General features: G+C 67.6%; 16 protein-coding genes and 1 pseudogene. 8 read left to right on the forward strand and 9 right to left on the reverse strand.

Annotated features, from left to right (window positions below; genetic code table 11):
• Positions 1–212 precede the first annotated feature (212 nt).
• Positions 213–953, reverse strand: a complete 741-nt coding sequence (locus BLT82_RS20105) for an SDR family NAD(P)-dependent oxidoreductase (RefSeq protein WP_093656746.1) — start codon at positions 951–953, stop codon at positions 213–215.
• 226 nt (positions 954–1,179) lie between these two features.
• On the opposite strand from BLT82_RS20105, the gene BLT82_RS20110 reads away from it, so the two are divergent.
• A complete protein-coding gene (locus BLT82_RS20110; RefSeq protein WP_093656748.1) occupies positions 1,180–1,359 on the forward strand; it encodes a CsbD family protein in 180 nt (59 codons plus the stop codon).
• Positions 1,360–1,389: 30 nt separating this feature from the next.
• Here the strand turns inward: BLT82_RS20110 and BLT82_RS20115 are convergent, their stop codons facing one another.
• Both BLT82_RS20115 and BLT82_RS20120 read right to left on the reverse strand, forming a co-directional pair.
• On the reverse strand, positions 1,390–3,216 hold the full coding sequence (locus BLT82_RS20115) for a PP2C family protein-serine/threonine phosphatase (RefSeq protein WP_093656750.1): 1,827 nt from the start codon (positions 3,214–3,216) through the stop codon (positions 1,390–1,392).
• Positions 3,217–3,391: 175 nt separating this feature from the next.
• Positions 3,392–4,747: a flavin monoamine oxidase family protein gene (locus BLT82_RS20120; RefSeq protein ID WP_093656752.1), complete on the reverse strand. Its 1,356-nt coding sequence runs from the start codon at positions 4,745–4,747 to the stop codon at positions 3,392–3,394.
• Between the two features lie 383 nt (positions 4,748–5,130).
• On the opposite strand from BLT82_RS20120, the gene BLT82_RS38965 reads away from it, so the two are divergent.
• Entirely contained in the window at positions 5,131–6,018 is an 888-nt protein-coding gene (locus BLT82_RS38965) for an SCO2400 family protein (RefSeq protein WP_093656754.1), read from the forward strand.
• A 117-nt stretch (positions 6,019–6,135) separates the two neighbouring features.
• Here BLT82_RS38965 and BLT82_RS20130 read toward each other — a convergent pair whose 3' ends face one another.
• The 4 genes from BLT82_RS20130 to BLT82_RS20145 form a co-directional block, all read right to left on the reverse strand.
• Positions 6,136–7,641, reverse strand: coding sequence for a serine hydrolase domain-containing protein (locus BLT82_RS20130; protein ID WP_167746048.1), 1,506 nt, complete (start codon positions 7,639–7,641; stop codon positions 6,136–6,138).
• A gap of 61 nt (positions 7,642–7,702) precedes the next feature.
• The gene (locus BLT82_RS20135; protein WP_093656759.1) at positions 7,703–8,695 is read right to left on the reverse strand and encodes an HTTM domain-containing protein; all 993 of its coding nucleotides are present in this window, start codon (positions 8,693–8,695) and stop codon (positions 7,703–7,705) included.
• 2 nt (positions 8,696–8,697) lie between these two features.
• The gene (locus BLT82_RS20140; RefSeq protein ID WP_143041510.1) at positions 8,698–9,306 is read right to left on the reverse strand and encodes a DUF5819 family protein; all 609 of its coding nucleotides are present in this window, start codon (positions 9,304–9,306) and stop codon (positions 8,698–8,700) included.
• 183 nt (positions 9,307–9,489) lie between these two features.
• The gene (locus BLT82_RS20145; RefSeq protein WP_093656763.1) at positions 9,490–9,846 is read right to left on the reverse strand and encodes a hypothetical protein; all 357 of its coding nucleotides are present in this window, start codon (positions 9,844–9,846) and stop codon (positions 9,490–9,492) included.
• A gap of 945 nt (positions 9,847–10,791) precedes the next feature.
• On the opposite strand from BLT82_RS20145, the gene BLT82_RS20150 reads away from it, so the two are divergent.
• The 5 genes and pseudogenes from BLT82_RS20150 (at position 10,792) to BLT82_RS38695 (ending at position 14,307) form a co-directional block, all read left to right on the forward strand.
• Entirely contained in the window at positions 10,792–11,016 is a 225-nt protein-coding gene (locus BLT82_RS20150; protein ID WP_093656765.1) for a hypothetical protein, read from the forward strand.
• A 669-nt stretch (positions 11,017–11,685) separates the two neighbouring features.
• Positions 11,686–11,901: a type II toxin-antitoxin system VapB family antitoxin gene (locus BLT82_RS20155; protein WP_093656767.1), complete on the forward strand. Its 216-nt coding sequence runs from the start codon at positions 11,686–11,688 to the stop codon at positions 11,899–11,901.
• The gene (locus BLT82_RS20160) at positions 11,898–12,311 is read left to right on the forward strand and encodes a PIN domain nuclease (protein WP_093656769.1); all 414 of its coding nucleotides are present in this window, start codon (positions 11,898–11,900) and stop codon (positions 12,309–12,311) included. The genes BLT82_RS20155 and BLT82_RS20160 overlap by 4 nt, the downstream gene beginning before the upstream one ends.
• A gap of 331 nt (positions 12,312–12,642) precedes the next feature.
• Positions 12,643–12,795, forward strand: a complete 153-nt coding sequence (locus BLT82_RS37210; protein WP_167746049.1) for a hypothetical protein — start codon at positions 12,643–12,645, stop codon at positions 12,793–12,795.
• Positions 12,796–13,768: 973 nt separating this feature from the next.
• Positions 13,769–14,307, forward strand: a pseudogene (locus tag BLT82_RS38695) (replication initiator).
• Positions 14,308–14,662: 355 nt separating this feature from the next.
• On the opposite strand, the gene BLT82_RS20175 reads toward BLT82_RS38695, so the two are convergent.
• Together BLT82_RS20175 and BLT82_RS20180 are read right to left on the reverse strand one after the other, a co-directional pair.
• Positions 14,663–15,100 carry a DUF4259 domain-containing protein gene (locus BLT82_RS20175; protein WP_093656771.1) on the reverse strand — a complete coding sequence of 146 codons (438 nt, stop codon included), beginning with the start codon at positions 15,098–15,100 and terminating at the stop codon, positions 14,663–14,665.
• A gap of 19 nt (positions 15,101–15,119) precedes the next feature.
• Positions 15,120–21,923 (reverse strand): polymorphic toxin-type HINT domain-containing protein, encoded by a 6,804-nt coding sequence (locus tag BLT82_RS20180; protein ID WP_093656773.1) that lies wholly within the window; start codon positions 21,921–21,923, stop codon positions 15,120–15,122.
• Positions 21,924–22,331: 408 nt separating this feature from the next.
• On the opposite strand from BLT82_RS20180, the gene BLT82_RS36430 reads away from it, so the two are divergent.
• Positions 22,332–26,747 carry an FG-GAP-like repeat-containing protein gene (locus BLT82_RS36430; protein WP_107490262.1) on the forward strand — a complete coding sequence of 1,472 codons (4,416 nt, stop codon included), beginning with the start codon at positions 22,332–22,334 and terminating at the stop codon, positions 26,745–26,747.
• Positions 26,748–26,966: the final 219 nt, after the last annotated feature.

Below are 26,966 nucleotides of genomic sequence, written 5' to 3' on the forward strand. Positions count from 1 at the left end.
GCGGCTATGGGCGGCATGGCGGAAGTATATGGGCGCCGGCGACGGAGCCCCTTACACCGTGCGCGGACCGCACAAGCCCTCCACGAGGCGGGGCCCGCCCTCGGCCCCTCGGCCCGTCGTCCGCTGTACGGAGCTCGGCTGTACGGAGCGGGCCGGCCGGGCGCCCGGCGGCACGCGCAGGGCGCCCGGGCGCCTTCACCGCCCGTGGACGCTCAGCGCCCGCCGGAGACCCGCAGGACCGTGCCCGTCGTGAAGGAGGCGTCGTCCGAGAGCAGCCAGGAGACCGCGCCGGCGATCTCGGTCGGCTCCCCGGGCCGTCCCAGCGGGGTCACGGCGGCCACCTTGGCGGGCCGGTCGGGATCGCCCATGGCGGCGTGCATGTCGGTCTTCACGGTGCCCGGGGCGACCGCGTTCACACGAATGCCCTGGGGGCCGAGTTCCTTGGCCAGACCGACGGTCAGGGCGTCGGTCGCCGCCTTCGTCGCCGCGTAGTGGACGTACTCGCCGGGAGCGCCCAGAGTTGCGGCCGCCGAGGAGATGTTGACGATCGCTCCGGAACCGCGGGCGGCCATGTCGCGGGCCGCGCGCCTGCAGCACAGGAGATAGCCCAGCAGGTTCACGTCGATGACCCGGCGCAGGTCCTCGGTGCGGGCGTCCGCGAGCCGGCCGAGCGGACCGGTGACACCGGCGTTGTTCACCAGTCCGGTCACGGAGCCGAGTGCCGCCGCCGCGGTGTCGAACAGCCGCTCCACCGCCGCCTCGTCGGAGGTGTCCACCCGCACGGTGACGCAGCGTGCGCCGGCGGCGCGCACCGCCCGCGCGACCTCCTCGGCGGCCGCGCCGTTGCTGACGTACCCGAGGGCCAGGTCGTGCCCGTCGGCGGCCAGCCGGACGCAGGTCGCCGCGCCGATGCCCCGGCTGCCGCCCGTGACGATGGTGACCGGACGTGCCATACGGCGCCTCCCGTACTCGCTCCTGCCCGCACGTGCTGCCGCGCGGGCGTTCGGGGCCCACTTCATCACAGCCGGGGCCGGGGCAGGCGCGCGGGTGCGCGGGTGCGCGGCGCGGAGGTGTCAAGGTGTGCAGGTTGCGGGGCAACCCGGGTAGGCGCAGGGTGAACAGGCGCAGGGTTAACCGGTGCGTGGACGCACCACGGATCCCGAGAGGACACCGATCCTGATGAGCAAGCACAACGCCAAGGCGCGGCAGATCAAGGGCAAGCTGAAGGAAACCCTCGGGAAGACCATGGGCGACAAGTCCATGCAGCGCTCGGGCCGGAGCGACATGCTGCGCGGCAAGGCGCAGGAGGTGGCGGAGAAGGCGGCCGACCAGGTGCGCAGGCACACCAGGCACCACTGAGTCGTCCGGCCCGCCCGCGGGTCCCGCGGTTCAGTCGATCCGCAGGGCCAGCAGGCACGCGTCGTCCTCCAGGCCGGAGGCGGCATGGGAGGAAATCAGGTCGTCGACCGTCTCCTCCGGTGACAGCGGCCCTACGCCCGCGAGGCTGCGGACGAGGCCGCCGAGCGAGTCCTCGATGTCCTCGTCGCGCCGTTCGATCAGGCCGTCGGTGTAGAGGAGCAGGAGGTCGCCCGGCTCCAGCGGCACGGTCGCGGTCTCGTACGCGTACCCGGGGATCAGCCCGAGCAGCGGGCCGGCGTGGTCGCCCGGGAGGAGCGAGGCCCCGCCGGCCCGGCGCAGCACGGGCGGCGGATGGCCGGCGCACGCCCAGCGCAGGACGTGGTGCTCGACGTACCCGACGACCGCGGTGGCGGTGAGCGCGGTGGGGTCGCCGCACATCAGCTGGTTCAGCCACGTGGCCATGGCACCCGGGTCCGCCCCGGTCTGGGCCAGCCCGGCCAGCGCGTGGCGCTGCTGGGCCATCCGCGCGACGGCGTCCAGGCCGTGACCGCTGGCGTCCCCGATGGCGAGGAGCACCCGGCCGTCGGGCAGCAGCCGGCACTTGTACCAGTCACCGCCGACCGCGGCCTCCCGCTCGGACGGGAGATACGCCGCGGCGACGGCGATGCCCGCCTCGGCGAGCTCCGCGGAGTGGGTCGGCAGCAGGGCCTCGCGCAGCTGGGAGGCCACCCTCCGTTCGGCGGCGGCCTGCTGGCGCAGCACCTCGGTCTCCTTGCGGGTCTCCTCCAGACGCTGGAGGCTGCGCATCTGGGGCGTCAGGTCCCTCGCCACGAGGTGGATCGCCCACGGCCGGCCGTCGGTGCCGGCGAGCGGCCGGCCGAGCACGTCCAGCGTGCGGACCTCGTCCCCGACGACGAACCGGATACGGGTCCAGGGAGTGTCGGCCCCGGCGAGGAGGGCCCTGACGCACTGCGCGAAACGCGGGACGTCCTCGGGGAGCAGCGCGTCGCACAGCTGCGTCAGCGACCACGTCCGTCCGGGTGCCGTGCGGAAGATGCGGTGGAGCCCGTCCGACCAGCTGGTCGCACCGGACAGCAGGTCCCAGTTGCCCCACCCCATGGAGACCAGCTTCTGCGCGTCGCCGGTGAGCAGGTCCGCCTCGGTGAGCGCGGGTCGCCAGGTCGCCAGGATCCGGTCCCCGCAGGCGGCGGCGTCGCACAGCAGCTGGACCCTCCTGAGCCGCCCTTCGCGCCGCTCGGTGTAGTCCAGGGCCCAGCCGTGCAGGGGCCGGCCGGTCCTGATGACGCGCGCCAGGGCCTCGATCAGGCCGGCGGACGCCGCCCCCGGCCGTACCGCGAGCAGCCGCTGCCCCACGAGCAGGCCCAGGGGTTCGAGCCATTCGGCGGACCGGACGCGGTTGCCGGCCGTGATGACGAAGTCGACGACGGCCGCTCCTTCCTCCCCCCTGCCGTCGTCCCACACCGGAGCGAGGAGCGCGGTGGCCAGCGGGACTGCCGGCAGCGCGGCGGCGAGACAGGCCCATGGATCGTCGTCCGCCGTGCCCGCGGCGCCACGTCGCCCCCGGGTGCCCCGGTCCGCGACGTCACGTCGCCCGTGGGTGTCCCGGTCCTGCCCGCGGCCGGGCTCCGCGGAGCCGGCGGCCCGCGGCACGGCGGCCGGGGTGTCGTCCGCGGTCACGGCGCCCGGGCTCGCCCGGGCCGGGGTGGAGTCGCCCACATCCGCGCGCAGGGCGTCGATCTCCCGCTCGATGACGTGCTTGAGCGTCCGTACGTCATCGGGCGGGGCGGATACGTGTTCCCCGGAACCGATCGGTGACGCGTCGTCGGTGCGCGGCATGAGGCCTCCCTGAATCCCTGGATTCCAGGCACATCAGCACTCACCCGGCCGTTCCCACCCATCTTCCCCCACCTGCCGGGACCGGACGCCCCGAGCGTCCCGGCGAGCGGTGTCGGGGCGTGGGCGCCGCGGCGCGGCCGTAGCCGGTGCGATCGGCCCCCGGCCGCGGGGGCCGTCAGTTCAGGGCCAGGACCTCCCGGGCGGCACGCTCGCCGGACCGCACCGCGCCCTCCATCAGCCCGTGCATCTGCGTCGCGGTCTCCGTGCCGGCCCAGTGGATCCGGCCGACCGGCTCGCGGAGCGCCCGGCCGTACGCCGTCAGGGCCCCGGGCGGGAAGTGGCCGATCATCCCACCGCCGGACCAGGCCTCGGCGGACCAGTCGGTCTCCAGGTATCCGAGAGGGTGCAGGGCCTCCGGGCCGAACCGCTCCGCGAGCGCCTGCAGCCAGACGTCCCGGCGCTCCTTGGGGTCCAGCCGGCCGAGGCGGACGGCCCCGGGGCCGAAGGCGTAGCTGCTCAGCACGCCGGGGCGGCCTCCGGGCGGGGTCTGGTCGATGGTGCCCGGCACGGCCGAGAGGGGGGCGAGCGTCTGCCCGGACAGCCGCTGACCGCGCCAGAACGGCTCGGGGTACGCGGTGTGGACGCGGATGATCGACCCGGGCGCCATCCGCTGCCGCAGATGGCCGGCGGCGGACGGCAGCGCCGGCTCGAACAGGATGCGTCCGGTCAGCACCGGCGGGACGGCGACGATCACCCGGCGCGCCCGCACGGTCAGCGCGTCCGTGCTCACCTCGGCGTCGTTCCCGTTCTGGACGATCCGCCGGACGGGATTGGCCAGGCGCACTGCGTCGCCCAGCCCCTCGGCCATACGCCGGGCCAGCTCCGGGGTCCCGCCGTCGAGGAGATGGGTCTCCGTCCTGCCGCTGTCGGTGTAGTAGTCGAACCCGCCGCCGCCCCGGGCCAGTACGAGGGCGCCCAGCAGGGAGACCTCGGCGGGGTCGGTACAGAACAGCAGGCTCATCGTCGCCTTCAGCACGGTGTGCGCGGTCCCCGAGGGCACGTTGAGCGGATCGGCGAGCCACTGCCCGAGCGTGCGGGCGTCGAGCGTCCGCGCGTTCCGCGCCAGCCAGGGGGCGTCGGCGGGGAGCCGCCGAGCCATCGCGTTCAACCGGGTGAAGGCCAGCCCCAGGGACGCGAGCGTCGCCGGACCGGCCTTGGGGATGGTCCCCCGGTAGCGGTGCTCGGCGCCGTCGAGCCTCAGGACGTGATCGCCGTCGTCGTACTGCGGATACGCCCGGAGCCCGTACTCCCGCGCGAGCCGGAACATCCTCGCCTGGCCGTCCCCGAGCCAGGTGCCGCCCGCGGAGACCACCGTGCCGTCGGGCATCTCACGGTTCCACACCCGCCCGCCGACCCGGTCCCGGGCCTCGAGCACGATCACCTCCCGGCCCGCGTGCGCCAGGTTCCGCGCGGCCGCCAGACCCGCGAATCCGGCACCGACCACACACACGTCCGCCGTCGTCTGCTCCATGACGCACCTCCAGGGTGCAGCCTCGCCCGCCGGAGGCCACGGCGCTCGGCGGGTGAACCGACCGTGCGGCCCCCGGGGGCCGTCCGGGCGACCGGCCGCCCCGCCCGCCGCGAGGTCCGCACGGCGCTCGGGGTCGTCAACGGCCCGCATCGGGCGGGAAGTTACCCATGCCACGTTTTCGCCGCAGATTGAACACCCGCTCACGGCCCCTCGTTGACCCCGGTAACCGGTGACCCACCCAGACCGGTGAGTGAGCGAGGTCCGCACATGCCCAGCTTCCTTCCGCGCCGTACCCGGCTCCGCCCGGCGTCCGCGGCCCACCGCACCGAGCCTTCGGCGGACCACGGTCCCCGCCCGCGGCTCACGTACTGAGCGGCCGGCCCATGGACTACTGCGTACCCTGCCGCCGCACCCTCAACGGCGCCGTGACGTGCCCCGAGTGCGGTGCGTACGACTCGGCGATGGCACCCACGGGTGAGATCCCGATGGCGCCCACGGGTGGGATCCCGGTGGCCGCCACGGGTGGGATTCCGGTGGCCGCCACGGACGTGCCGGAGATCCGGCCCGAGGGGGAAACGGCCACCGGCGGGGCCTCCGACGTTGCCCCGGCCCCGGCCGATACGGCCACTCCGCCGGGTCCTTTGGCGACGGCGCCGGCTGTAGCGGCGGCGGCCGTCGCGGCCCCGGTCCGCCACCCCCGTCCGCGGCGGTGGAGGACGTACGGCGGCCGGACTCTCGCCGCGGCCGCCTTCGCGGTGCTGGGCGGCCTGGGCACGTCCTCCCTGCTGGCCGACGGCTCCGCCGGCCTCCCACAGGCTGCGCCGAGCCCGGAGCTGCCGTCCTCGGACGGTCCCCGGGAGCACGGCACCGCGGGGCCGACGGCCTCGGCCGCACCGGAACGCCCGGCCACCCATCCCGCCAGAGGAGCCGCCCGGGAACGCAACGGCGGTGCGCCCGGGCGCCCTCGGGTCACGCCCCCGTCCGCACGCCCCCCGGCCGCCCGTACTCCGGCCCCTGTCCCCGACAGCGCTCCGCCGCCCGTGACCGACGGACCGAGCGCTCGCCCCTCGACCGGCCGCCCGGTCCCGTCGCCTTCGCCGACGGCTCCCACCTCACCGAGCCCCGGCGGCAGTACGGGCGCCTCGCCCACGGGCAGCCCGTCGCCGAGCACCTCGGAGGTGCCGGTGACGGACGCGCTGCCGGAGCGCGTACCCCTGCCGGCGAGCGTGCGCCGGGGTGTGGCCGGCGGTGCCGTACTCACGGGGAGATGACCGGCCGGGCGGGCCCGGTCGCGGCGACGTGCTCTTCCCGGGCCCGCCCTTCCGGGGTGGCCGCGCACTCGCGCTCATGGCCACGACGTGGGGCGTACGCCGACACGGGTTGTCCGGTCAGATCAACGTCACGACGGCGGCTGCGAGGACAGCGGCGCGACCGGCTACGAAGGGAACGGGCCGAGCAGGTCTCTGCGGCCCCTCTGTGACACCGGCCGCGTCCTCGGTGTCGCGTAGGCGGAGCAAGAACAGCCACGTTCCGGCAGTCAGCAGAACGAGCCCGACTCCCCATGTCCCCGGTGGCACCGCCAGCCACGCTCCGAGGCGCCATGTCACGGCGAGCATGCAGATCCCGCAGAGCACGTCGACGGCCATGCGGGTCCGGCAGTGCCGTTCGGGTTGCCGTCGCCGCGCCGCCGTCCACAGAGCGGGCAGGCCGGCACCCAGGCTGAAGAGCACCGTCAGCGGTCCTCCCCAGGAGGTTTCGTACGAGCGGTCTCCCGCGCCTTCGTCGATCCCCAGAAGACGCCTTCCGATCGAGTCCACCGGCTTGTCGGTGTTGGACAGGACCACCACCCCCCGGTCAGTGGTGCGATCCAGTGCGACGAATGAAGTGAAGCCGCCTGTCTCACCGTTGTGCCAGAGGACGTCGCGTCCCTCGGCCCGGCTGATGTTCCAGCCCAGACCGACGTGGTCGGTCGGCCCGAGGGCGTGCAGCGGACGGGTGGAGTTCACTGCTCCCGGCGCGGCTCCCGTGCTGATGGCACGGAGAAGGAGAGCGAGGTCGCTGCTCGTCGACCAGACGTCGCCCGCGGGCGTGAATCCCGACGCCGTCCAGTGATCCATGGCGGGGCCTGACCCCTTCATGCCACTGGCGCTGCGCCTGGGAATGTCTTCGGCTCGCTGGACGACACCCGTGTTCTTCATTCCCAGAGGACCGATGACCTCCTCTTGGAGGAGCTCTTCGTAGGGCGCTCCGACCACGCGCGCGGCGGTCTGTCCCGCCAAAGCAACTCCGAGGTTGGAGTACACGTAATTTCCCGGCGCACCGAGCGGGGCGTTCGCTGCGGCGGAGAAGACGTCCTGCTCGGTGAGTCCGTGGTACGGATCGCGGCCGAGGAGGCGCAACTCCAGATCTCTGCGAGTGGTGTCGAGGCCGGCAGGCATGGGGCCGAGTCCGGAGCGATGGGTGAGCAGGTCCGTCAGCGTCACCGAGGCGAGCGCGGGATCGGAGAAATACGTGCGTGGAAGCAGGTCGCCCAACGGTTTGCCGATGTCCAACCGGCGCTTGTCCGCCAGCGAGGACAACAGCATGCCCGTCATGGGCTTGCCGATGGAACCCACCTCGAAGACCGTGCTCTCCCCGACTGCCGGATGCTCGCGGTTGCCGGAGTCGCCCAGCCCGGCGAAGGCCGTACGTCCACGGTCGACGACCGCGACCGAGAGGCCGCGGAATCCATCCGCGTCGCTTACGGCCGCGCGCACACGCGCGGCCAGCGCCGGGTCCCCCGTGGTGGCCTTCCCCAGCCGGGGCGGCTGGGGAAGACAGACGAGCCAGGCAGTGGCCGCCATCGCCACCAGACAGAGACTCAGGAGGAGGCACTGGGCTCTGCGCTCCTGCACCGGACACCTCTTGACGCGGACCCACTGTGGGCCAAGCATGCTCGCCTCTCTTGATGTCGGCTCAGGTCGTGACCGAGAGCGCCTTCCGGAACCGGTGGAGGAATGCGCGGACGCGACGGTAGTGATCGTCGCCCATGATGAGGAGTTCGAGCCCGATCATGGTCAACGAGAAGGTGATGAGGCCGGCCATGTGAATGGCGATTCCCAGGTGCAGCAGCACACCTCCGGCAACGGCGAATGGCCGTAGTGCGCGATTGAGCAGGAGGAACGTGAACGCCAGTTGGAAGAACACCGTTCCATAGGTCATGAGGACCACCAGGAAGGCGTTCTCGTACAGGAGATTGTTCACTCCGGGCCAGCCGAACTCATTGACTCGCAGAATGTAGTAGAGGGCCGTTCCGTCCTGCCAGTGCCGGCCTTGGACCTTGTACATGCCCGAAACCAGGTAGACGGTGCAGACCTGCAGGGTGACGGCGAGAAGTCCGGCGTGGTGGAGGAGCGATCCGATCCGGTGCCGTACCGCTTCGGTGTCCGCGTCGGGCAACTTCCGCTCGGCACGTTTCCGCGCGTCCAGGGAGAGGCGTGCACCCGAGTCCACGAAGATCATGAATACGAGGACGATGGAGGTGACGTTGTCACCACCGTCCATCAGCATGGGGTTCCTCTGGTACAGCGACCAGAGGAATACATAGTGGACAACCGTCATGACACGGGTGTGCCAGCCGAGGGTGAACAGCAGGGCCGCCAGCATGCCGGCGTGGAAGAGCAGTTCGAACCAGATGTCGGACCTGCCGAGGGAGTACAGCGAGAACGTGCCGCCCTGGTCGGGGTCGACGAAGTTCTGCCACGGCCAGACGCCTTCCGGGCCCCAGAGGTATCCGCGGTCGAGGTAGTCCCGCACATAGAAGTAGAGCCCGACCGATCCGAGCGTGATGCGCGTGAGAGCCGCCCCGACGAGCGCACGACGCGTCCTGGAATACTCATCCAGCCTCGAATAGAAGGCCGTCCGCACCCGCAGCACGGCTGAAAACATGTCCGCTCTCAACTGATTCATGATCACTTCGTGACCTTCACAGGCTTCATCCAAGCCAGGTCGTAGTAGGTGACTTTCCCCTTGGCCTCCCTGACATGCCGCTGCGAGAAGCGCGGGTACTCGTTGGAGACGACGCGTATCTGGATCTCCTCCACCGCGTTCCCCCACCGCTTCTTCGCCTCGGAGGTCGCGAGGGCCCGGGCGAATCGCGTGGCGTTTTCGTACGCGCTCTTCTCGGCCGAGCTGAGGGGCGGATCCTCCGCCCCCTTCTCCCTCTTGGCACCGTCCGACTGCTCGTCGTCCTTCTGGTCACGGATCTTCTGCAGCACGGGGTCGGGCCACGACTCGAGTTGCGCCTTCACTCCGGTGGGCAGGCGGTCGACCCTGGCCGGCCACATACGCTCACCATGGATCTTGGTGATGTGCGGCGTCGTGACATCGGCCCATTCAGTGACGCGGAGGCCTCCCTCCGACCGGACCTTGGAACGCACGAGGATCCCCGAATCCGTGTCGACCGGGTCCGGGGCAAAGAGATGCCAGTCCTGACTGAAGAAGGGGGACATGTAGCCGACGATCACTTCATCAAGATCTCTTTTGACGGGATTGAACGGAGTGTTGTACAGCGCGGTCATGATGAAATGGAATGCCAATACCGCCGAGATCCCCGCACCGGCAAGCACAACGGGTATCCGACGCGACCTGCGCCAGGCCACCAAGGGCCGGGGTCCACTCATTCGATCCACTTCCGTTCGTCCTCAGGCCTCGAAGTGCCGCCGGTGCGGGAGCAGAAGCACCCCCGCACCGGCGCTGCGCAATTAGTCGAACGCGCGGTCGAGGTCGATCTCGACGTCGTTCGTCACCGGCGCTCCACCCCGCATGAAGTAGCCCTTCGGGGCCTTGCCGTACTGCTTCTTCGCCCTGGACGTCGCGACCTCGTAGGCAGCACTGCCGAGGAAGGAACCCGCGGCCTTCTTCGCGATCTCCTTCCACGCGGCCCTGGGCTCGGCCTTCACGACCTTCTGGTCAGGACCCTGCGCAGCCGCCCGGAAAGCAGCGGCAGTGGTCTCCTCCGCCGGAGTTGCGGAGTTCGTCGCCGAGGCGCTCGTGGCCACGGCCACCGTGGCGACGGCTGCGACGACACCGGCAGCGACAAAGGACTTGATTCGCTTCATTCTTTTTCCCTATGGATCGAAACTGCAGCCCAAAGGACGCAGTAAAAGTTCCGCCCTCACGCTTCCGGGCGGCGAATGGAACAATACGGATCGGATGAGATTTTTCCAGGCCTGAACCCGAGAACCACGTCACGCAGACAACAGGTATTCAGGCATGCCGAAATGACCGAATCCACAGAAAGGTCTGCAAAGGATCGGCGCCAGACCCCAACGAGGGGAGGAAAAATCTGACGCGTTGCCCGGCGATGCACGAAGGAACCTACGCGAATGCGAAATCCGAGGTTCAGGTGGACAGCAGAGCGAAAGTCGCACCGCTTACGCGACTCGCCAGAGCGGCGGACCCGGCCGCCACACCACGGCGGACACAGGTGACGACGCGCCCACCGGCACTCATCCGGACCGCCGGGCAGATGGTTCTACGAGATGGCTCTATGAGAGGTGCGCGCCCATACGCACGACGGAGCGCGCACGCCGTAGCCACGAGCGCCCCACGCCGACGGCAGCGGATGAGTGACGAGTCCGCCGCCCATGCCCGGGCATGACGAATGAGTCGGAAGCGGTCGCTGAGGCGACGCAGGTGTTCTGATGGATCAACTGCACGTTCTTCCCTGTCACGAAGGCAGGGGGCAGCCGTGTGTTCGGCTGTGCTTGAGTGCACGTGGTCAGCGCGCACAACTCCCCGTTGCTGCTTGCACAGCGTCGCTGGTCGGGCGACGCCTGCAGAAGGTTATTCAGCCACCTCCACCTTGATCAAGTTTGATCGCTGTGCGCTTCGTCACCAGCCTGACCTTGATCGCTCACGTGTATGGTTCTCGACTCGGACGCCGTCTGGCCGAGCTGTGCCGACACAGCCCTGCGGGGCTCATGCCCCCTCTGTCCCCTGGACGGCGCTGTCCCGGCGAGATGCGACGCAGGGCCCAAATCCCGCAGGAGGCGAAGGAATTCATGACGGAAGTTCGTGCCGAGGAGCGCCGGCCATCGCGTGCTCTGCAGCGGCTCGGAGGGCTCCTCGGGGTGACTTGGTTCACGTTCCTGACGTTCTCGGACCCGGACCGGCCTCTCTGGCTCCGAGTCGGTTACGCGGTCACCGCTCTCGTCTTCGCGGCGGGGACGACGGCCGAGCTCGTGACGGCCGGCCGCCGCCGGTTCCGGGCGACGGAGAGCGACTGAGGCCCGGTACCTCCCTCCGGACATTGCCTGCCCGCGCGTCAAGCGGGTCGTGAGCATGGCGGGTGGGTGTGCACGGAGTTCCTTCCACGCGTCGGCACGACGCCCTGGCGCAGATCGCGGCCGGCTCCGGTGTCCGTGTCGGTGGCGCCCACACCTGCAGGGCCGCGGTGATCGGCCCGCACGGCAGCGCGAAACGATCGATGCCGCCCTGCCCCCCGGCTCTCTGCGCCCCGTGGGCGTGGGCCGGCTCGCCCTCGTGGACGTACGGGTGCCTGCGCACCGGTCCCCGGCGCGCGGTCGGCGAGCCGGGTCCTGCGCCACCAGGAGATGCCCTGATCGTCCACCTTGCGCCCGAGCAGCAGGGCCGGCCCCGATGAGCGGGTGGGGCCGCGTCTCGCGCTCCCGCGGTAGCCGGCGAAGCAGGGCTCGCCCTCGTGGCCCGAGGGTCACTTTCTGTGGCCGGAAGGGTCACTGTTGCGTTGGACATGTTGTCTCCTGGCGATAGGAGCACCTTCTTGTCCAGTTTTGGCCTGTGCCGCGGGACTTGCGGACCTGGACTCACCTCCCGGCCATGGAGCCCGCGGATCAGGACCAGGCTGGAGGCCGCCGACTTCTTATACAATGGATCAGGTATACTGATATACGCCGTCGTATACAAGGGGAGTCGCCGTGAGCCGAACTGTCATCGACCTCGACGACGAGGCACTGGAAGCCGCCGCCAGGGAACTCGGCACCACCACCAAGCGCGACACGATCAACACCGCCCTGCGCGAGGTCACCGCTCGCTACCGGCGCCTGCGCGCACTCGAAGACGCCCGGCAACTGGTGGCCGACGGAGCCCTGGACCTCGACATCCTTCTGGACAAGAGCCAGTACCGGCCGTGACCGCCGCCGACTACCTCATCGACACCTCCGCCCTCGCCCGCGTCCTTCTCGCCCGGAACACGGCCGAGTGGGACGACAGGATCGCTGCCGGCCTCGTCGCGATCTGCGACATCACGGAACTTGAGGTCCTCTATTCCGCCCGCTCTTCCGCGGACCGCGCACGACTGAAGGCGGCACTCGACGCCCACTACGTGTGGTGTCCGATGCCGGACGGCATCTATCGCCGCTCCCGCGTGGTCCAGGAACAGCTCACCGCGAAGGGCGAACACCGCAGCGCGGGCCCGGTCGACCTCCTGGTCGCAGCCGCCGCCGAAGAAGCGGGCCTCACCCTGCTCCACTACGACCGCGACTTCGAAACCATCGCCCGGACCACGGGACAGCCGGTACGCACGATCGACCTCAGACAGTGATCCCTTTCCAACCTCACATTGAGGCGTGGTAAAGGACGAGGACGGCCTCGGCGATCGCGGTGACGCGGTTGCTCCGCGGCAGACTTTCCGCAGCAGGCGCCAGCCCTTGAGGGTGGCGCCTGCTCGCCGACACAGTGAATCTTGGCGCGAGCGCCGCCGCCCGAGGGCCTCCGCGCCCAACACATTCGTGTTCCACCAGCAGTGCAGGGAGGCGAAAGCGGCGATCACGACAAGAGCGCCGGTCGCGATGATCGCCGGCTCCGCGTCACCGATGACCGGGATTCCGGTGATCGCGCCGCCGCCGAGGTGGTAGCCGTGGAACCGCTTGTCTGTGGCGTCGCTGATCTTCTCGTCGTGGACGTCCATCTTGACGTCGCCGCCGACGGCGTTGAGCGCGCCCGTCACCTCTCCGACCATGCGCGCCTGGTTCGTCACCGCGGTGTCGCTGGCGAAGTCCCGGTCCATCAGCTCCTGCGACATGTAACCCTGTTGCGCCTGGTACATCCGCTCGAAATTGTCGGTGCCGTCCGCCTAGGAGACGCCTCGCACGATGCGCAGCAGGCTGCTCCTGCTGTTCTGGATCTGGGAGTCGTCGTCGCCCTGGGCGCAGGCATCCTTCGCGCCTGCCCTGCCGCCAGGCGCGTCGCCGTCGATGTATGTCCACCATGTCGGGCGAGTAGTCGGCCAGGGCGTTGGCGAGGGGCTTGCGCGTCGCTACTCGTCGGTCGCGAGCAGTTCGTCAGCCTTGGCGATGCGCGGGGGGTCCTTGTCCTCGCCGCTCTTGCCGTCGGCGGCCCCGCAGTCCAGGTAGTTGACGGCGTCGTGCATGACGCGCGCCCTGCTCGGCCGAGTACCGCCCGAACTCCGTTCCTTCGGCGTCGGGCCGGTTCCCGGTGGCTCCTGCCTCCAGCGCGAGCCCGAGCCCCGCCCGTACGTCCTGGTCGAGGTGCCCTTCCCGGCCCTCTCGATGGTGCCCCAGCAATGGTCCCCTCACGCGATTGGCGAGGGGTCTCACTACTGCGTTTGCGCAGGTCAGATCGTTTCTGCTACCTGCGGCGCTCGGTGGGGCGGGTGGGACTCGAACCCACGGCCGACGGATTATGAGTCCTTTTCGGATCTTCCGATCGCGCCTCGATCTTGCCTCGATCTTCCTATATCCGCAGGTCAGCGACCTGCAACCGTTCTGGCCGTGTGCCGGCCTTCCTGATCCTTACGGGTCCTTCCGTCCACCGCGTGTCCACTGGCGTCTCCCGAGGGCCTTCCCGAAGGAGGCGCTTGGGGATGTCTGCTGGATCGATGCAGGTTAAGCGTGGGGGAGTCGACGTCTCGAACTCTCACGCAGCGGAGTCCCTTACAGACGGAAAGGGCCCCGCACCCTTCGCCCGGGTGGAGCCATACGGCGTTTCTACCGACGGCCGCTCTGCGCGAACTGAAGTCCAAGGAGCTGCCCGCCGGGCATCTGCTGGCCCGCTACGGCAACCCGCCGCACCAGCCGCTGCCCTTCCTGCGCCGAGCTCTACCGCCACACCTACCAGCTCATCGCCGCCGGCCTGCGCGGCGGCAAGAACATCCCGGAACAGGTCGCGTCCCACCCCCGTGTGTTCGCCACCTTCCCGGCGCCCTCGTACGGGCGGGTTCACGTGCGACGCGTCACCGGCTCCGCCCGCTGCTGCTGCTGCTGCGGACGCATCCCCCCAAGGGCGAGCCGCTCCTCGGCACGCCTCTCGCCCCTGAGCTGTACGACTACACGGGTGCCGTGCTGTGGAACACCCACGCCCCGGCTCTGTCGGCCTGCTTCGTGCTCCACCTACGCCGGACCGTCGCCGCCGTGCCCGGTGTCCCGCAGCGTCTGCTGCTCAGGTCCGTCCGCGTGTCGTACGCCAAGGTCGCCGCATACCAGCAGCACGGCCTGATCCACTTTCGCGCCACGATCCGCCTCGACGGCCCCGCAGGCAGCTACACCCACCACCCGTCTGGGCCACACCCGAACTCCTGACCGACGCCACCCGGATCGCGGCCACCCGCGCCCACGTCGACAGGCCCAAGATCAACGACCGCGCCCGCTCCTTCGCCTTCGGCGAGCAGATCGACACCAGGATCAAGGCCGGGACCACGAAAGACCTCGCACCGCTCGTGAAGAGCCGGTTACAGCACCTTCAACGAGACCCGTGCGTCCTCGACGGCTTCATTGCCGAGGCCGGCCTCGGGCTGCAGCCCCCATAACCCTGTCACCTCAGCCTTTCAACTTCAGCGTCAGCGTTGCCGTCAAACTGCTGAGGAGCCCCACCGAATCCCGCTTCGGTGGGGCTCCTCGCATGCAGTCGACTCTCGGGTCGATATCGGCCAGCGGACTACGCAGATTCACCTTCGCTGACGGGGCGCAGCACAGATCTCAAACTGTCGATTGCAGCCTGAGCCTCTTCCCTCTCGCCAGCGTCGACCCAGCTCCTCCAGAACCAACCGTCTGCAGGCAATGTCACTTCCAGCGCCTGAATCGCAGACAAGGCGAGGGCGGGCGTAATCGGCTTCGCCAGCCATTCTGTGATGCTGGGGCATTCCTCATTCCAAGCCAAGTCACGCCCGGCCGGAATATTGGCCGCAACCACAGCGGCAGCAGCCATCACTTCCTCAGGCAGTACGGAGGAATTAGAGCTACCGCTCGCCTCGATGGCGGAACGGAACGTGTTCTCCACGACCGTCAGCCGCTGCGATACGGACTGTTCTTCCATCTGATCGAGGAAGTCCTCAGCGGTGTCGCTGTCGAGCGGGCCTGATCCCCAGGTTCCCATCACAAACTCCAGTCGAGACTTACGGCAGGTATCCACCGAATGGGACTTGAATCTCTGGATCTCTCCGGTTCAAGAGAGTCCAGCCTCTCTCCTTTACCCCTTCCATCATCGTTTGCTCCATGCGGCGAATAGCTACCCCGTCCGTACCGTGCGGCAGAGTGAAGTAAGTGACGTTGACCACATCGTCCGCCGTATACCCGGCCTTGCGTACCGCGTGCTTGGACCGCATCGACTTATTAACCCGCTCCCTGATGCTTGTGGTGGAGCTTCCTACGTACTTCGTCCCGTCATTCAGGTGAATGGTGTAGACACCCGGCTCAGTCGGCACGTCGAACCTTGTTCCGGGCAGCGTTCCGGGCCCGCATTTCGCATTGTGAACAAGTACCGGTATCTCGCCCGCCAGCACATAGTACGTGTGGAGGCCGTCCACAGTCAGGTTGTACGTACGGGCGTGCTTCGTGTAAGGGCGGTTGCCTTCGATGGTGACGGTAGCACCGCGGTCGGTGCGCAGTGTCATGCCGGGCTTGAGCTTGCTGGCTTCGATCCACTGCTTCTCGGATGGCGACCAGAAGGGGTGCTCGTGTGTAGCGGTGAGCTTCTTCGAGCCATCTGGGGTGCTAATGGTCAACTCATTGAAATGCTTGTCGTCCTCGGTGACTATGAGGTCTGTGACCTCGCGTTTGCCAGCCTCACCTGTCAGGGGGTTGGCTGCGAGGACTTCGTCGCCGACCTCAATTTTTTCGATGTCCTTTGTGGTGCCGTTGGCCATGAGGACGTCGGTGCCGGCGAGGAAGCACTTGGTGCAGTTGCCCTGTTTGCCCCAGCGCCAACCAACTGGGCCGCCCGCGGGCCCTTCACTCGCCACCGTACCGGCCATGAATGCCCCGGACGCCTGGACCATCGCTGACCAACCCAGGTGAGCCAGGTCGCCGCCGCAATCCTTCCCGACTGCTGCTAGACAGCCGCCCCCCTTTGCACTGTTGGTGACATGGGAGAAGAGCGGGTATTCAGGATCACCGCATACCTCGGGCCCGTAATGGCACAGCAGGTCGATCTTGTCGTAGAAGGCTTGGATGTAGACCCGCGCCTTATCCCAGCTCGCGGGGACATCGACGCCGGGCCAGAAGGAGATGTATCCGTCCTCGTTGAAGTCGTAGCCGATCTCCTCCCCGAGGCCGCCAGAGCCATTCGAACCGGGTGCTGGTCCGTCGCTGCCCGGCGTGTCGCCATGATTGAGGCCGTTGCCGTCGTCGTTCGGGCCCTCGGGCATCGGGTCGCCGTCGTCGGGGCATTCGTCTCCGCCTCGTCCGCAGGCAAGTGCGAGGCCGCTGGGGTCGGAGAAGATGACGGGGTTGTTGGCTGAGTAGGTGTAGGGGTGGATCTGCTGCGATTCGGTGAGGACCATGATCGGGTCGACGCTGATGAAGCGGCCGATCATTGGGTCGTATTCGCGGGCGCCGAGGTGCGTGAGGCCGGTGTCTTTGTCCTTGGTGCCGCCGACGAAGGTCTTGTCGCCGGTCCATGCGGTGGGCTGAGTGCCACGAGGGGCGCCGAAGATGGTGGTCTTGCGACGGGTGATGGCCTGGGTGGCGTCTGCTGTGATCTGGGTGGTTGTGGTGTTGTGGTGGTCGGTGAGGGTGAAGGTGAGCTTGCCGCCGGTGCGCATGGCGATGGAGCCGTAGTAGCGCGTTCCGGTGACCAGACCGACCTTGTCCATGTGGAGTTCGTTGCCACCCGGCAGATACAGGGTTGTGCCCGTGGAATCCTTACGGATTAGCCGCTGGCCTTCTACGTCGTACAGGTAGCTGGAGACATTGGTGCCCTGTGTGACGGACTTGAGGTGTCCTTCGTCGTCCCAGTCCAAGGTCTGCGCGGCATTGGTGCCGATCTTGCGCATGGTGGTGTTGCCGGCGCCGTCGTATGTGTAGGTCTCGTCGTGGGGGTCGGTGCCGGTCTGAGTGACCTTGGGCAGGTTGTGCTTGCCCGCCTCGGGGTCCGCGTAGGTGCGGATGGTGTCGGCGGTGGGGCCGGATGCGGTCTTGTGTTGCGTTTCGGCCTTGCGGTTGCCGATGGCATCGTAGGTGTACGTGGTCCAGTAGGCATCCTGACCTCCCACTACCGCGGCAGAGGGAGTTTCAGCGCACTCCTCGCCGGTGTTCGTCCAGGCTTCGGTGATGCGGCGTAGAGCGTCGAGGGTGAAGCACTGGGTGTCGGTGGTGCGGGTGGCGTCCTGACCGTAGGCGGTAGCGATCTGGGTGATGTTGCCTGCCGGGTCGTAGGTGTAGCGGGTGTCCTCGACGCGCTGCGGGGCGACCTCGCGATCCGTATAGGTGCGGGTCAGGTTGCTGGTGTGGTCGTCGAATTCATTCGTGACGAACAGGTGCCGGCCGAACTCACCGTACTCCGCACGGACGTTGCGACCGTAGTGGTCATAGGTGCTGCTGGAGATAATGGGATCGCTGCCAGCGTAGACCGAATCGAGTAGTCCTGCTGTGTTGTATGCGCTGGTGACCGACTCGGCGGGAAGGCCGCCCATTTCGGGGTGTTCGGTCTCCGTCAGCTGACCGGTGTTGTCGGTGAAGAAGTTGAACCACTCGTACGTGCCTGCCAGTGGGCCCTCACTGGCCGGGACGATGAACTTGGTGGCAGCGGGTTGGTAGAGGTCGCCGTATTCGGTTATCTCATTGATGTATGCGTTGCCGTCGATGTAGCGCGTGGCTGCGGTGAGCTGTCCCTTGGCGACGGTGTCATAGGTCCAGGCCGAAAGCGTGGTGGTGCCCTTCTTCAGGGCGGTAGGGCGGCCGAGGGGGTCGTAGTCGGTGTGCAGAGTGATGCCACGGGCAACGCTCTGCGCGTCCGTGACTCTGTCGCCGTGGTCGTACGTCGTGACCGTGGCGCCCTTGTCAGGGTCATCTGTTCGGGTCTGACGGCCACGGACATCGTACGTGTAGGTCCACTTCGCGCCCGACGGGTCTGTGACGGTTTCCAGGCGTCCGTGCTTGTTGTAGGTGTAGCTGATGGATTGCGTGGGTGGCTCAGCGCCCGTGTGCTGCCGGACCTGTGTTGTACGGCCCAGCGCATCCACGACGGTGGTCGTCGTGGTCCCACCCTCGGGCGGTGTGATGGTGGTGACGTCACCTGCGTAGCTTGAGGTGGTGCGCTTGGTCTCGTCGCCGAACCGCTTGGTGATCACCGCTGTAGGCCGCCCGACGCCGTCGAAGATCGTCTCGGTCGAGGCCGGATACTGAGTCTCCTGACCCGTGACGAGCACTGCTTCCGGGGCGCCGGTGGCGAAGTACGTCCCGGAGTCGAGCCATGCCTCGCCACGGGTGTTGTAGAAGACCTCCGTCAGCAGCCGGCCAGCGTTGTCCGGGGCTTTCGCCTGGGTCTGGCGGGGGCGTAGGAGTCCGTCGTAGAAGGCATAGCTGGTCTGGTACTCGGAGTTGTGATCGAGCACCCTGGTGGTGACGACGACCGGGCCGTCTTTACGTACCAAGTAGTCGAAGCTGTAGTTCGGTGCGCTGGGGTAAGTGACGGCCGAGCGGGTGGGGGTCCAGACCTTGGTGACACGGCCCAGTGCATCGTAGGCGGTCGAGGTGACCTTGCTGTTGGCGTCGGTGACCTTGACCGGCTGTCCTCGCAAGGGGTCCACGACTGTCGTGGTTTTGTGGCCCAGTGGGTTGATCACGACTGCCGTGGTGGCTACCTCGCCCGAGGCGGGGGTGAAGGCGGTCGAGGTGACCTTGCCGTATGCGTCAGCCGTGGCCAGGGAGCGGCCGTACTGGTCAAAGCAGTACTGGTCCTGGGTCAGACCACAGGTGCGGGGGACGGAAGTGGTGACGTCATAGCCGTTGCCGCTGCCATTGATGCGGTCGGTCTTGGTGACAAGGGCCTTGGTCGGCGCTGCCCCGAGTGCTCCGCCGTCGTAGTAGGCGCGGATGTCATCGATGATGTCGCCCGGACGACTGACCGTGGTACCACATGCGGCCGCAACTGTCTCGGTGCGCGAAACAGTATTGAGGATCCAGACGGCAGCATTCGTGTTGCGGGCGTACTGAGTGGTGGTGCACTTCTCGTCGCCGGACTTGGTGATGTCGCCATGCTCGGAGACCTCGCTGACCATGCCGTAGCTGTCGAAGCCACGGGTGACTTTGGTCGTGCGGGTGCCGCCGCCGGTGACGGTGGTTCGGGTCTCCTCCGCCGCGGTACCGGTGTAGTAGGCCTCCAGGTCCGGCAGCTCGGCGGCGGTGCGGCTGCGGGCTGCGGTTTTGGCCGAACGCCATGGGGTGTATGAGGTGGCGCTGACGAGTGCGCCGCCGTTCCCGTTGTAGGTCGCGCTCTCGCGGAGCCAGCCGGCGAACTGCTCCCGGTCAGTGACCGCGACGTTGGCGGAGTTCTCCACAGCCGCGCCGTCGATGCCGCGGAAGTAGCGAGCTTCGGAGAACGTCTTGGGTTCTGTGCCGGCTCCCTTGCGGGTCTGTACCTGGTAGTAGCCGCGGGCGACGGAGTACGTGCGGTCTTCGGGCTTGGTGAACTCGTCCGTGCTCTTGCTCCACTCGGCGCCGCCGACGTAGGCGTACTCGATCACCGTGTCCGGCGTCGCCGCAAGGTTGTCCCCTTCAATGACCCGTTGCACGACGTAGGAGTTGAACCAGTCCTGCTTGGCTGTCTCACCTTCGTAGGCCCATTTCACCGGATAGCAGCGTGTGCTGTTCGAGGCGTCGGTGGGCGGCAAGCTAGGGGCTGTGCATTCAGGATCGAGATAGTCGATTCCGATGCTGCCGCCGGTCTCCGTGGTGATCTGGGACATACGCAGGCGGACGAAGGGAGCCAGGCCGTCGCCGAGTGAATCGACTCGGTTGGGCTTCTGCACACCGGTAAAGGTCACTGCAGGCAGCCCGGCCGTACCGCCGGCCTTGCCGGTGCGGGTGATGGACTCCAGCCACATCGGTGTGGAGACCCCGTCGCCAGAGGGCGGGAAGCCCTGCTTGAGGACCCATGCATCGACGTCCTTGTGGACCCCGCCGGTGAGCACCTTGGTAGTGATGCCAGTCAGGCGCTTACGTGACCAGAAGGTGGGCGAGTACTGGTCCTTGCACTCGGTGGACCCGTCCTTGCAGTACTGGTCGAACGGTACGTCCGGCCAGTTCTTGGCGTTGGTCGCGTCGAAGGTGCCGCATGTGGTGAGGCATCGCTCGCTCACCCCGAACCAGACCTGGGCCATGGCCTTGGCCGAGTAGACGCTGTTCGAGCGCAGGCCGTAGTCGATGTGGTCCAGGTAGCCGCCGCGGATGTACGGGGTGAGGGTGGAGGCACCTGTCGTCTCGGAGACGTTGCGGCCGTAGTTGTTGGCCTCGGTCTTCCAGTAGTACGCCTCAGCGTTACCGCGCGGATCGACGACGTAGTCCAGCTGCCAACGCCACGCCTGCTGGCACCAGGCCGCAGCGAACGAGGAGTTGTAGCAGGGCTCGCCCGACTGATTGCCGAACACCGGGACCGTCCACGTGGAGTTGGTCACCGGATCATCGGCGGCCGTGCCATTGTCGCTCCAACCGGGCAGCTTGTTCAGCCCGAAGAAGTACTGGGTGCCGTCGGTCGTCGTGATCTTCCAGTGTTCGCCGACACCGTCAACGCCTGCAGTGCCCTTGTCCGGGTTAGAGGCCCCGGTGAGCTTCTCGACCTTCTCACCGGAGTCGGAGGCCGGGTGCCACCCCTTGGTGCTGTCGTAGACGAGCTCGGTGTTCTTCCCGCCGAGTGACAGGATGGCGTTGTTGTTGTACCAGCACAGGTCACCGACCTTCGTGGTGTTGGTTCCACCGGTCTTGTCGTCGTTGCACGGCTTGTAGCGGCGCTCGATGTAGCCGGGCTCCCAGTCCCACCCATCGCCGACCCAGCTGGGCTGGTTGTTGGATGCGGCAGTGCGGCCGTCAACGGACTGTGAGTTGTAGCCCAGCGAGATCTTCGGCTGCAGACCACCGGGTACCGACGGGACGCCGATCGGGTACGACCAGCTGAATGCGCCGGTTGAGCCACCATGGCTCCACGAGCCGGATGGCTGCAGCGAGGTCGCCTTGTAGTTGCCCGTCGGACCGGAGTCGTCCGCCGTGGCCGCCAGAACTGCTGCCCCCATAGGCGCTGGCGCCGTCCGGGCAGCCTTGCTCCCAGAGCCAGGCAGAGTAACGGCCGCCGAAAGCGTGCCCGTCTTCGTATCGTTCCTCGTTGCCAGCGGCTTTCCAATCCGGCATACAGGTTTAGCCGGCGTGGTCAGTACACAGGCAGGCATCTGGACCAGACGCAGACGAGCGGCCCAGTCACCGCCGTAGGCTCCGCGGAAGGACTTGTAGTCCACCTGGACCTGAGCCTCGCCTCTGGCGGAGGCCGCATCGGTTGGGCTGAGGGAAAGCAGGATGCCGTCTACACCGGCCTTACGAGCCACGTCCCTGCTGGCGACGGTGACCTTGACCTTGCCCGGACTGTGGGCGGCGACGCGTGTCTTGGAGGCGGTGGCACGGAGAGCGACCGGTAGTGCACCGGCGCGCTTCGGAGCCGAGGCGGCGCCGCTCGCTCTCACGTCGACGGTGGCGGTGCCAGGGGCAGGCCAGGTGACCTTTGGGGCTTTCCACTTGGCTCGATCGCCGCGCCACTTCGTACCGCCGGGGGCCATCTGCTTCACAGCTACGGTTGGCGGCTGCTTGAGCCTGGGAAGCTTCACCCCTTGGCCATCCGCTGCTGTTGCCGTTCCTGCTGCACCAGCAGGCAGCAGCCCGGCAACCACCGCGAGAGCCAAAGCCCCCACCCATCCACGCGTGCCGAAACGGCTCACGCCCCCACCCCTCGCGCAGCTCAGAAAGTTTGCCGCACGATAACAACACGCAGCCGATCTTGGGAATGATGCGATACCCGAATGCCCAATGAATGCAACGGAGACACGCTCGCCCGTTTGGCCCCTATGAAGCACTTGTGAGGCTTCCGTGATCAAACGGATGACCAGGTCAGACGCCACTCGCGTCGCGCGCAGCGCCCTGCTGGCCTGTCCGCAATTACCCCGTATTCACACTTCCATCACGGTCGGTTCGCCTGCTTCTTCAGCACCCTCGGAAGGTTTGAGCAGGGAATCCCTATAGAGTCTGCGCCAATCCGGGCAGTGAAAAGGGGGAGTTCGATCGTGTCCATAACTCAGAGGGGCGGAACCTCTCCAGGTAGATGGAGAAGCCGCCTGCTGTGCAGCGCCGTGGCCACCTCCGTCCTCGCGCCGGTAGTGGCCGCCCAGCCCTCGTACGCCGCACATCCCGCCCTCGGCGCCCTCGCCGCCGCTTCATCGGACCCCGTCGCCGACGGATCGATGAGCGAAGAGGACAAGGCACTCCAGGACGCTCAAGCCTCGGGCCAGCCGGTGGAGTTGGTCTCGGCCCGAACCGAGGCCAGTGATACGTGGGCTCTCCCCGACGGATCGTTCTCGGTCAAGCGACACGGCACCGCCGTCCGGGTACGGCGGGACGGAGCCTGGATTCCCGCCGATCCGACCCTCACCTTCGCGACCGACGGCTCGGTCATCCCAAAGGCGACCTCGGTCTCGGTGAAGTTCTCCGGTGGCGGCAGCGGCCCCATGCTCTCCGGGGTCAAGGACGGGCGCACGCTCTCGCTGACCTGGCCGAAGCCTCTGCCCAAGCCCACACTCAACGGCAACGTGGCGACCTATCCGGAGGTCCTTGCAGGGGTCGACCTGCAACTAAAGGCCGAGGTCGAGGGCTTCTCACAGCTGCTCGTCGTCAAGACCGCGGCAGCTGCGCAGAACCCCGAGCTCGTCGAGCTGCAGTTCGCCATGAACACCGTGGGCCTCAACGTGTCCAAGGACACCGACACTGGCACCCTCGTGGCCACCGACCCGGCCGGGCAGACCGTATTCACCAGCCCCGCGCCGCTCATGTGGGATTCCAGCACCATCGCCGCCCCTGACGCTCCTGCAGCACGCACCCTCGCAGCGGAAACCTCAGAGCCGGGGGACGTGTTCGAACCCGGCGCGGGCGCCGAGGATGCGCAGATGGCCACGTCGATCGATGGGGATACACTGACGATCACCCCGGACCACGAGCTGCTCACCGGGGCGGAAACCACCTATCCGGTGTACATCGACCCGAGCTGGGCCTGGGGCGAGTGGCAGCACTGGACCCGCGTTTACAAGGCCTACCCCAACACCTCCTATTGGGACACCAAAGAAGACGTGCGCGTCGGCTACGAAGCCGAGACCGGCGGCTCGGACCGGGTCTCCCGGTCCTTCTTCCAGCTCGACACGAGCGACGTCACCGGCGCTCAGATCAAGAGCGCCACGTTCCGGGTCCGCAACACCTGGTCCTGGTCATGCCAAGACCGCCCCGTGGAACTGTGGCAGGTCGGCGACATCTCCAAGAAGACGACCTGGAACAACCAGCCCGGCAAGATCCAGCCGCGGCTGGACGTAGTGGACGACTCCAAGGGCTGGAGCAGTGATTGCGCGGCGGGCAATCTGGAGTTTGACGCTACCCCAGCAGTGCGTACTGCGGCCGCTGCGGGCGACGCGAGCGTCACCTTGGGCCTTTACGCCCAGAACGAAGGAGACACCTTCGGCTGGAAGAGATTCGACCCGAAGACCGCCACGCTGGAGATCAAGTACAACCACCCCCCCAGGACACCGAGTGGACTGGGCACCAATCCTCGCACCAGCTGCACCGCGGGCGGCAGCATCGGCAACGTCGCCGTCAGTCTCTACGCGAAGATCGACGATCCGGACGGCGGCAATCTGACCGCCCAGTTCCAGGCATTCAAGACCGGCACGACTACGCCTGTAGTAGACACGAGCGTGCCCGCCCTCAAGGGCCGGGTGGCCACGGTCGTGCTGCCCTCCGCCAGCACGCCGAGCGGAGACTACACGTGGAAGGTACGCGCCAAGGACCCCGACGGCCTCTACTCCGCCTGGAGCGCAGCGTGCAAGTTCACTCTGGACCGCAGCCGTCCCAGCAAGCCTCCAGTCATCAGCTCTGAGGGGAACAAGTTCCCCAACGGTGAGCAGGGATGGCCGAATCCGACTGGTCCGGCTCGTTCCGAGGGGAACTTCCTCTTCGCCGCCAACGGCGTCCAGGATGTGACCGCGTACTACTGGTGGACCGACACAGATCCCGACGTACACGAGACACCCGCGAGTGTGGCTTCTGCTCCGGTCACACCGCCTTCCTACGGGCCGCACATGGTCTACGCATACAGCGTCGATGCGGCCGGGAACCGCTCGGACACCGCGACGTACCTGTACTACGCCACCCGAGCCCAGGAGAGGGACAAGCCCGGCGACCTCAACGGTGACGGTTTCAAAGACATTTGGAACACCGACACCAACGGCACCCTCCTCACCTACGCCGGCCGCGGTGGCAGGGATTTCTCCGCGGCCACGAACGGGGGCGGCACCTTTCCGGGCCAGCAGGTCACCTTCAGCGGGGACTGGGGCCAGGAAGGCTACAACGACCTCATCTCGCTCGAGTACAACGAGAACGACAGCAAGAACAAGCTGCGGGTCTACCCCAACAACGGCAAAGGGATCATCAACCGTGACAGTTACCTTCAGCTGACGGTCAGCTGTCCGGTGCCCAGGCCCAGTGGACGCTGCAAGGGAGAAGAAGGCTGGACCGGCGACGACCACTGGCACAACGCCGAACAGATCACCACGGGCGGCGACATCAACGGCGACACGTTCGCCGATGTCCTGGTCAAGCAGGGCAAGAACCTCTGGGTCTACTACGGCAATCGAGGCACGCAGCTCGACAAGGTCCGCCCCCACCCGATCCTCGTCGGCGAAAGCGACTGGGACACGTTCACCGTGATCGTTCCCGGCGACCTCAACGGCGACCAACTGCCCGACCTGATCCTGAGGGACAACGCCTCCGGTGACCTCTACCGCTCCTACGGCAAGGCCGACCCCACCGGGGTACTCGACGCCGCAACCTGGGGCAACGCCGCCAGCAGGGTGAAGATCGCCACCGGCACCATGCCTCAAAGCCTCTACCCCACCATTGGTTCCTCCGGCGACCTCGACGGCGACGGCAACGGCGACGGCGTCAACGACGGCGACGGCATCCCCGACCTGTGGGCCCGCAAGAAGGACAACACCCTCATAGGCTGGCCCGGCCGCAAGACCGGCGCCGACTACACCGGCATCGGTGCCTACTTCCCCATCGACGGAGCCAACGGCGGCCGACAGATCCCCGCCGGCACCACCCTCAGCAGTGGCCAGTCCCTGGCCTCCAACTCAGCCAAACTCACCATGCAGGCCGACGGCAACCTCGTCATCACCTCCAACGCAGGCAAGACCCTGTGGTCCAGCGGCACCGCTGGCAACAGTGACGCCACGGCACGCGTGCTCGCCAACGGCAACCTGGCCGTCTACTCCGCCGATGACAGCACCCAGCTGTGGAGCACCGACGTCAAAGCGGACCCCACCCGCCCCGATGTCGAGCCCGGGCTCACAGTCGAGGGATACGTCCTGCTCCAGGACCGCGGCAACCTCGTCGTCTACAACGGCAAGGGTCAGGCAGTGTGGTCCAGCGGCACCGTCACGCGGCACGACTACAACGGCGACGGCCGCAGCGATATGGGCCTGTGGTACGACTTCACCGCCGGAACAGACGCCACGTACACGGTGATGGCGAACTCCGACGGCTCGTTCCATCTGCCTTACAAGTCCTTCGCCGCGCCGGTCGGCGCGTGGGAGGCCAAGTCGATGAAGTTCGTCACCGGTGACTTCAACGGCGATGGTCGCGGTGACATGGCAGCCCTCTACGGGTACAGCGACACCAGCATCAAGCTGTGGACCGCGCTCGGTAAGCCCGACGGGGGCTTCAGCACCCCCTTCTCGTCCTGGTCCGTACCCAAGGGATTCATGCACACCAGCTACATGACCCCGCAGGCAGGCGACTTTAACGGCGACGGACGCGATGACATCGCCGTCTGGTACGCATACCCCGACGGCACCACCAAGATCTGGACCTATACCGCCGGCGTCACCGGCGGCTTCAACGCACCCTTCGAGGCATGGGCCGGACCAGCTGGGGCCTATCCTCGGAATCGCTGCAAGTTCGTCACTGGCGACTTCAACGGCGACGGACGCGACGATCTCAGCGTCTTCTACGGCCAGAGCGACAACTCCGTGAAGAACTACACGCACCTCTCCACCGTCAGCGGAGGTTTCTCTGCACCTACTGACTGGTGGTACAGCAGCGCCATCGACTGGAACCGCATCACCCCGCACGCCGGCGATTTCAGCGGCGACGGACGCGACGATGCCATCATCTGGTATGACTACGCTGACGGCAGCGACAAGGTCTCCACGATTCTTGCCGAGTCCGTAGAGGGTCAGGACAAGTTCGGTTCCGCCTTCGTCTCCCTCGCTGCGAGCCCAGGCAGCTGGGACATCACTCGAAGCCAGCTCGTCATCGGTGACTACAACGGCGACGGACGAGACGACATCGGAGCCATGCACCACCAGCCCGACGGTTCCGTGAAGATGTGGACCTGGACCGCCCGAGCCACGGACAACAAGTTCAACGGCGCCCTCGCCAGCTGGACCTACACCGATAGCCAGTGGGTCTACGCGTCCACACGCTTCTTCAAGCCCTACAACTAACCACCCGGCCACCTGACCGTTCCCGGCAGCACTGCTGCCGGGAACGGTTGCATTTCGGGCCTGGTGACACGCGTCCTCCCCGACGATACGGGGGTGTTCCAGCCCGATGACTGGGCTGACCCCGGTTTCGTGGAGGCCGACGCGGCCACGTCGACCGCTAAAGGCATCACCTTCACCCTCGACCTCGCTCACACGGGCCCCTCCGCGGTCGCACGTACC

The sequence above is a fragment of the Streptomyces wuyuanensis genome (assembly GCF_900103455.1).
In the GTDB taxonomy this organism is placed as follows: Bacteria; Actinomycetota; Actinomycetes; order Streptomycetales; family Streptomycetaceae; genus Streptomyces; species Streptomyces wuyuanensis.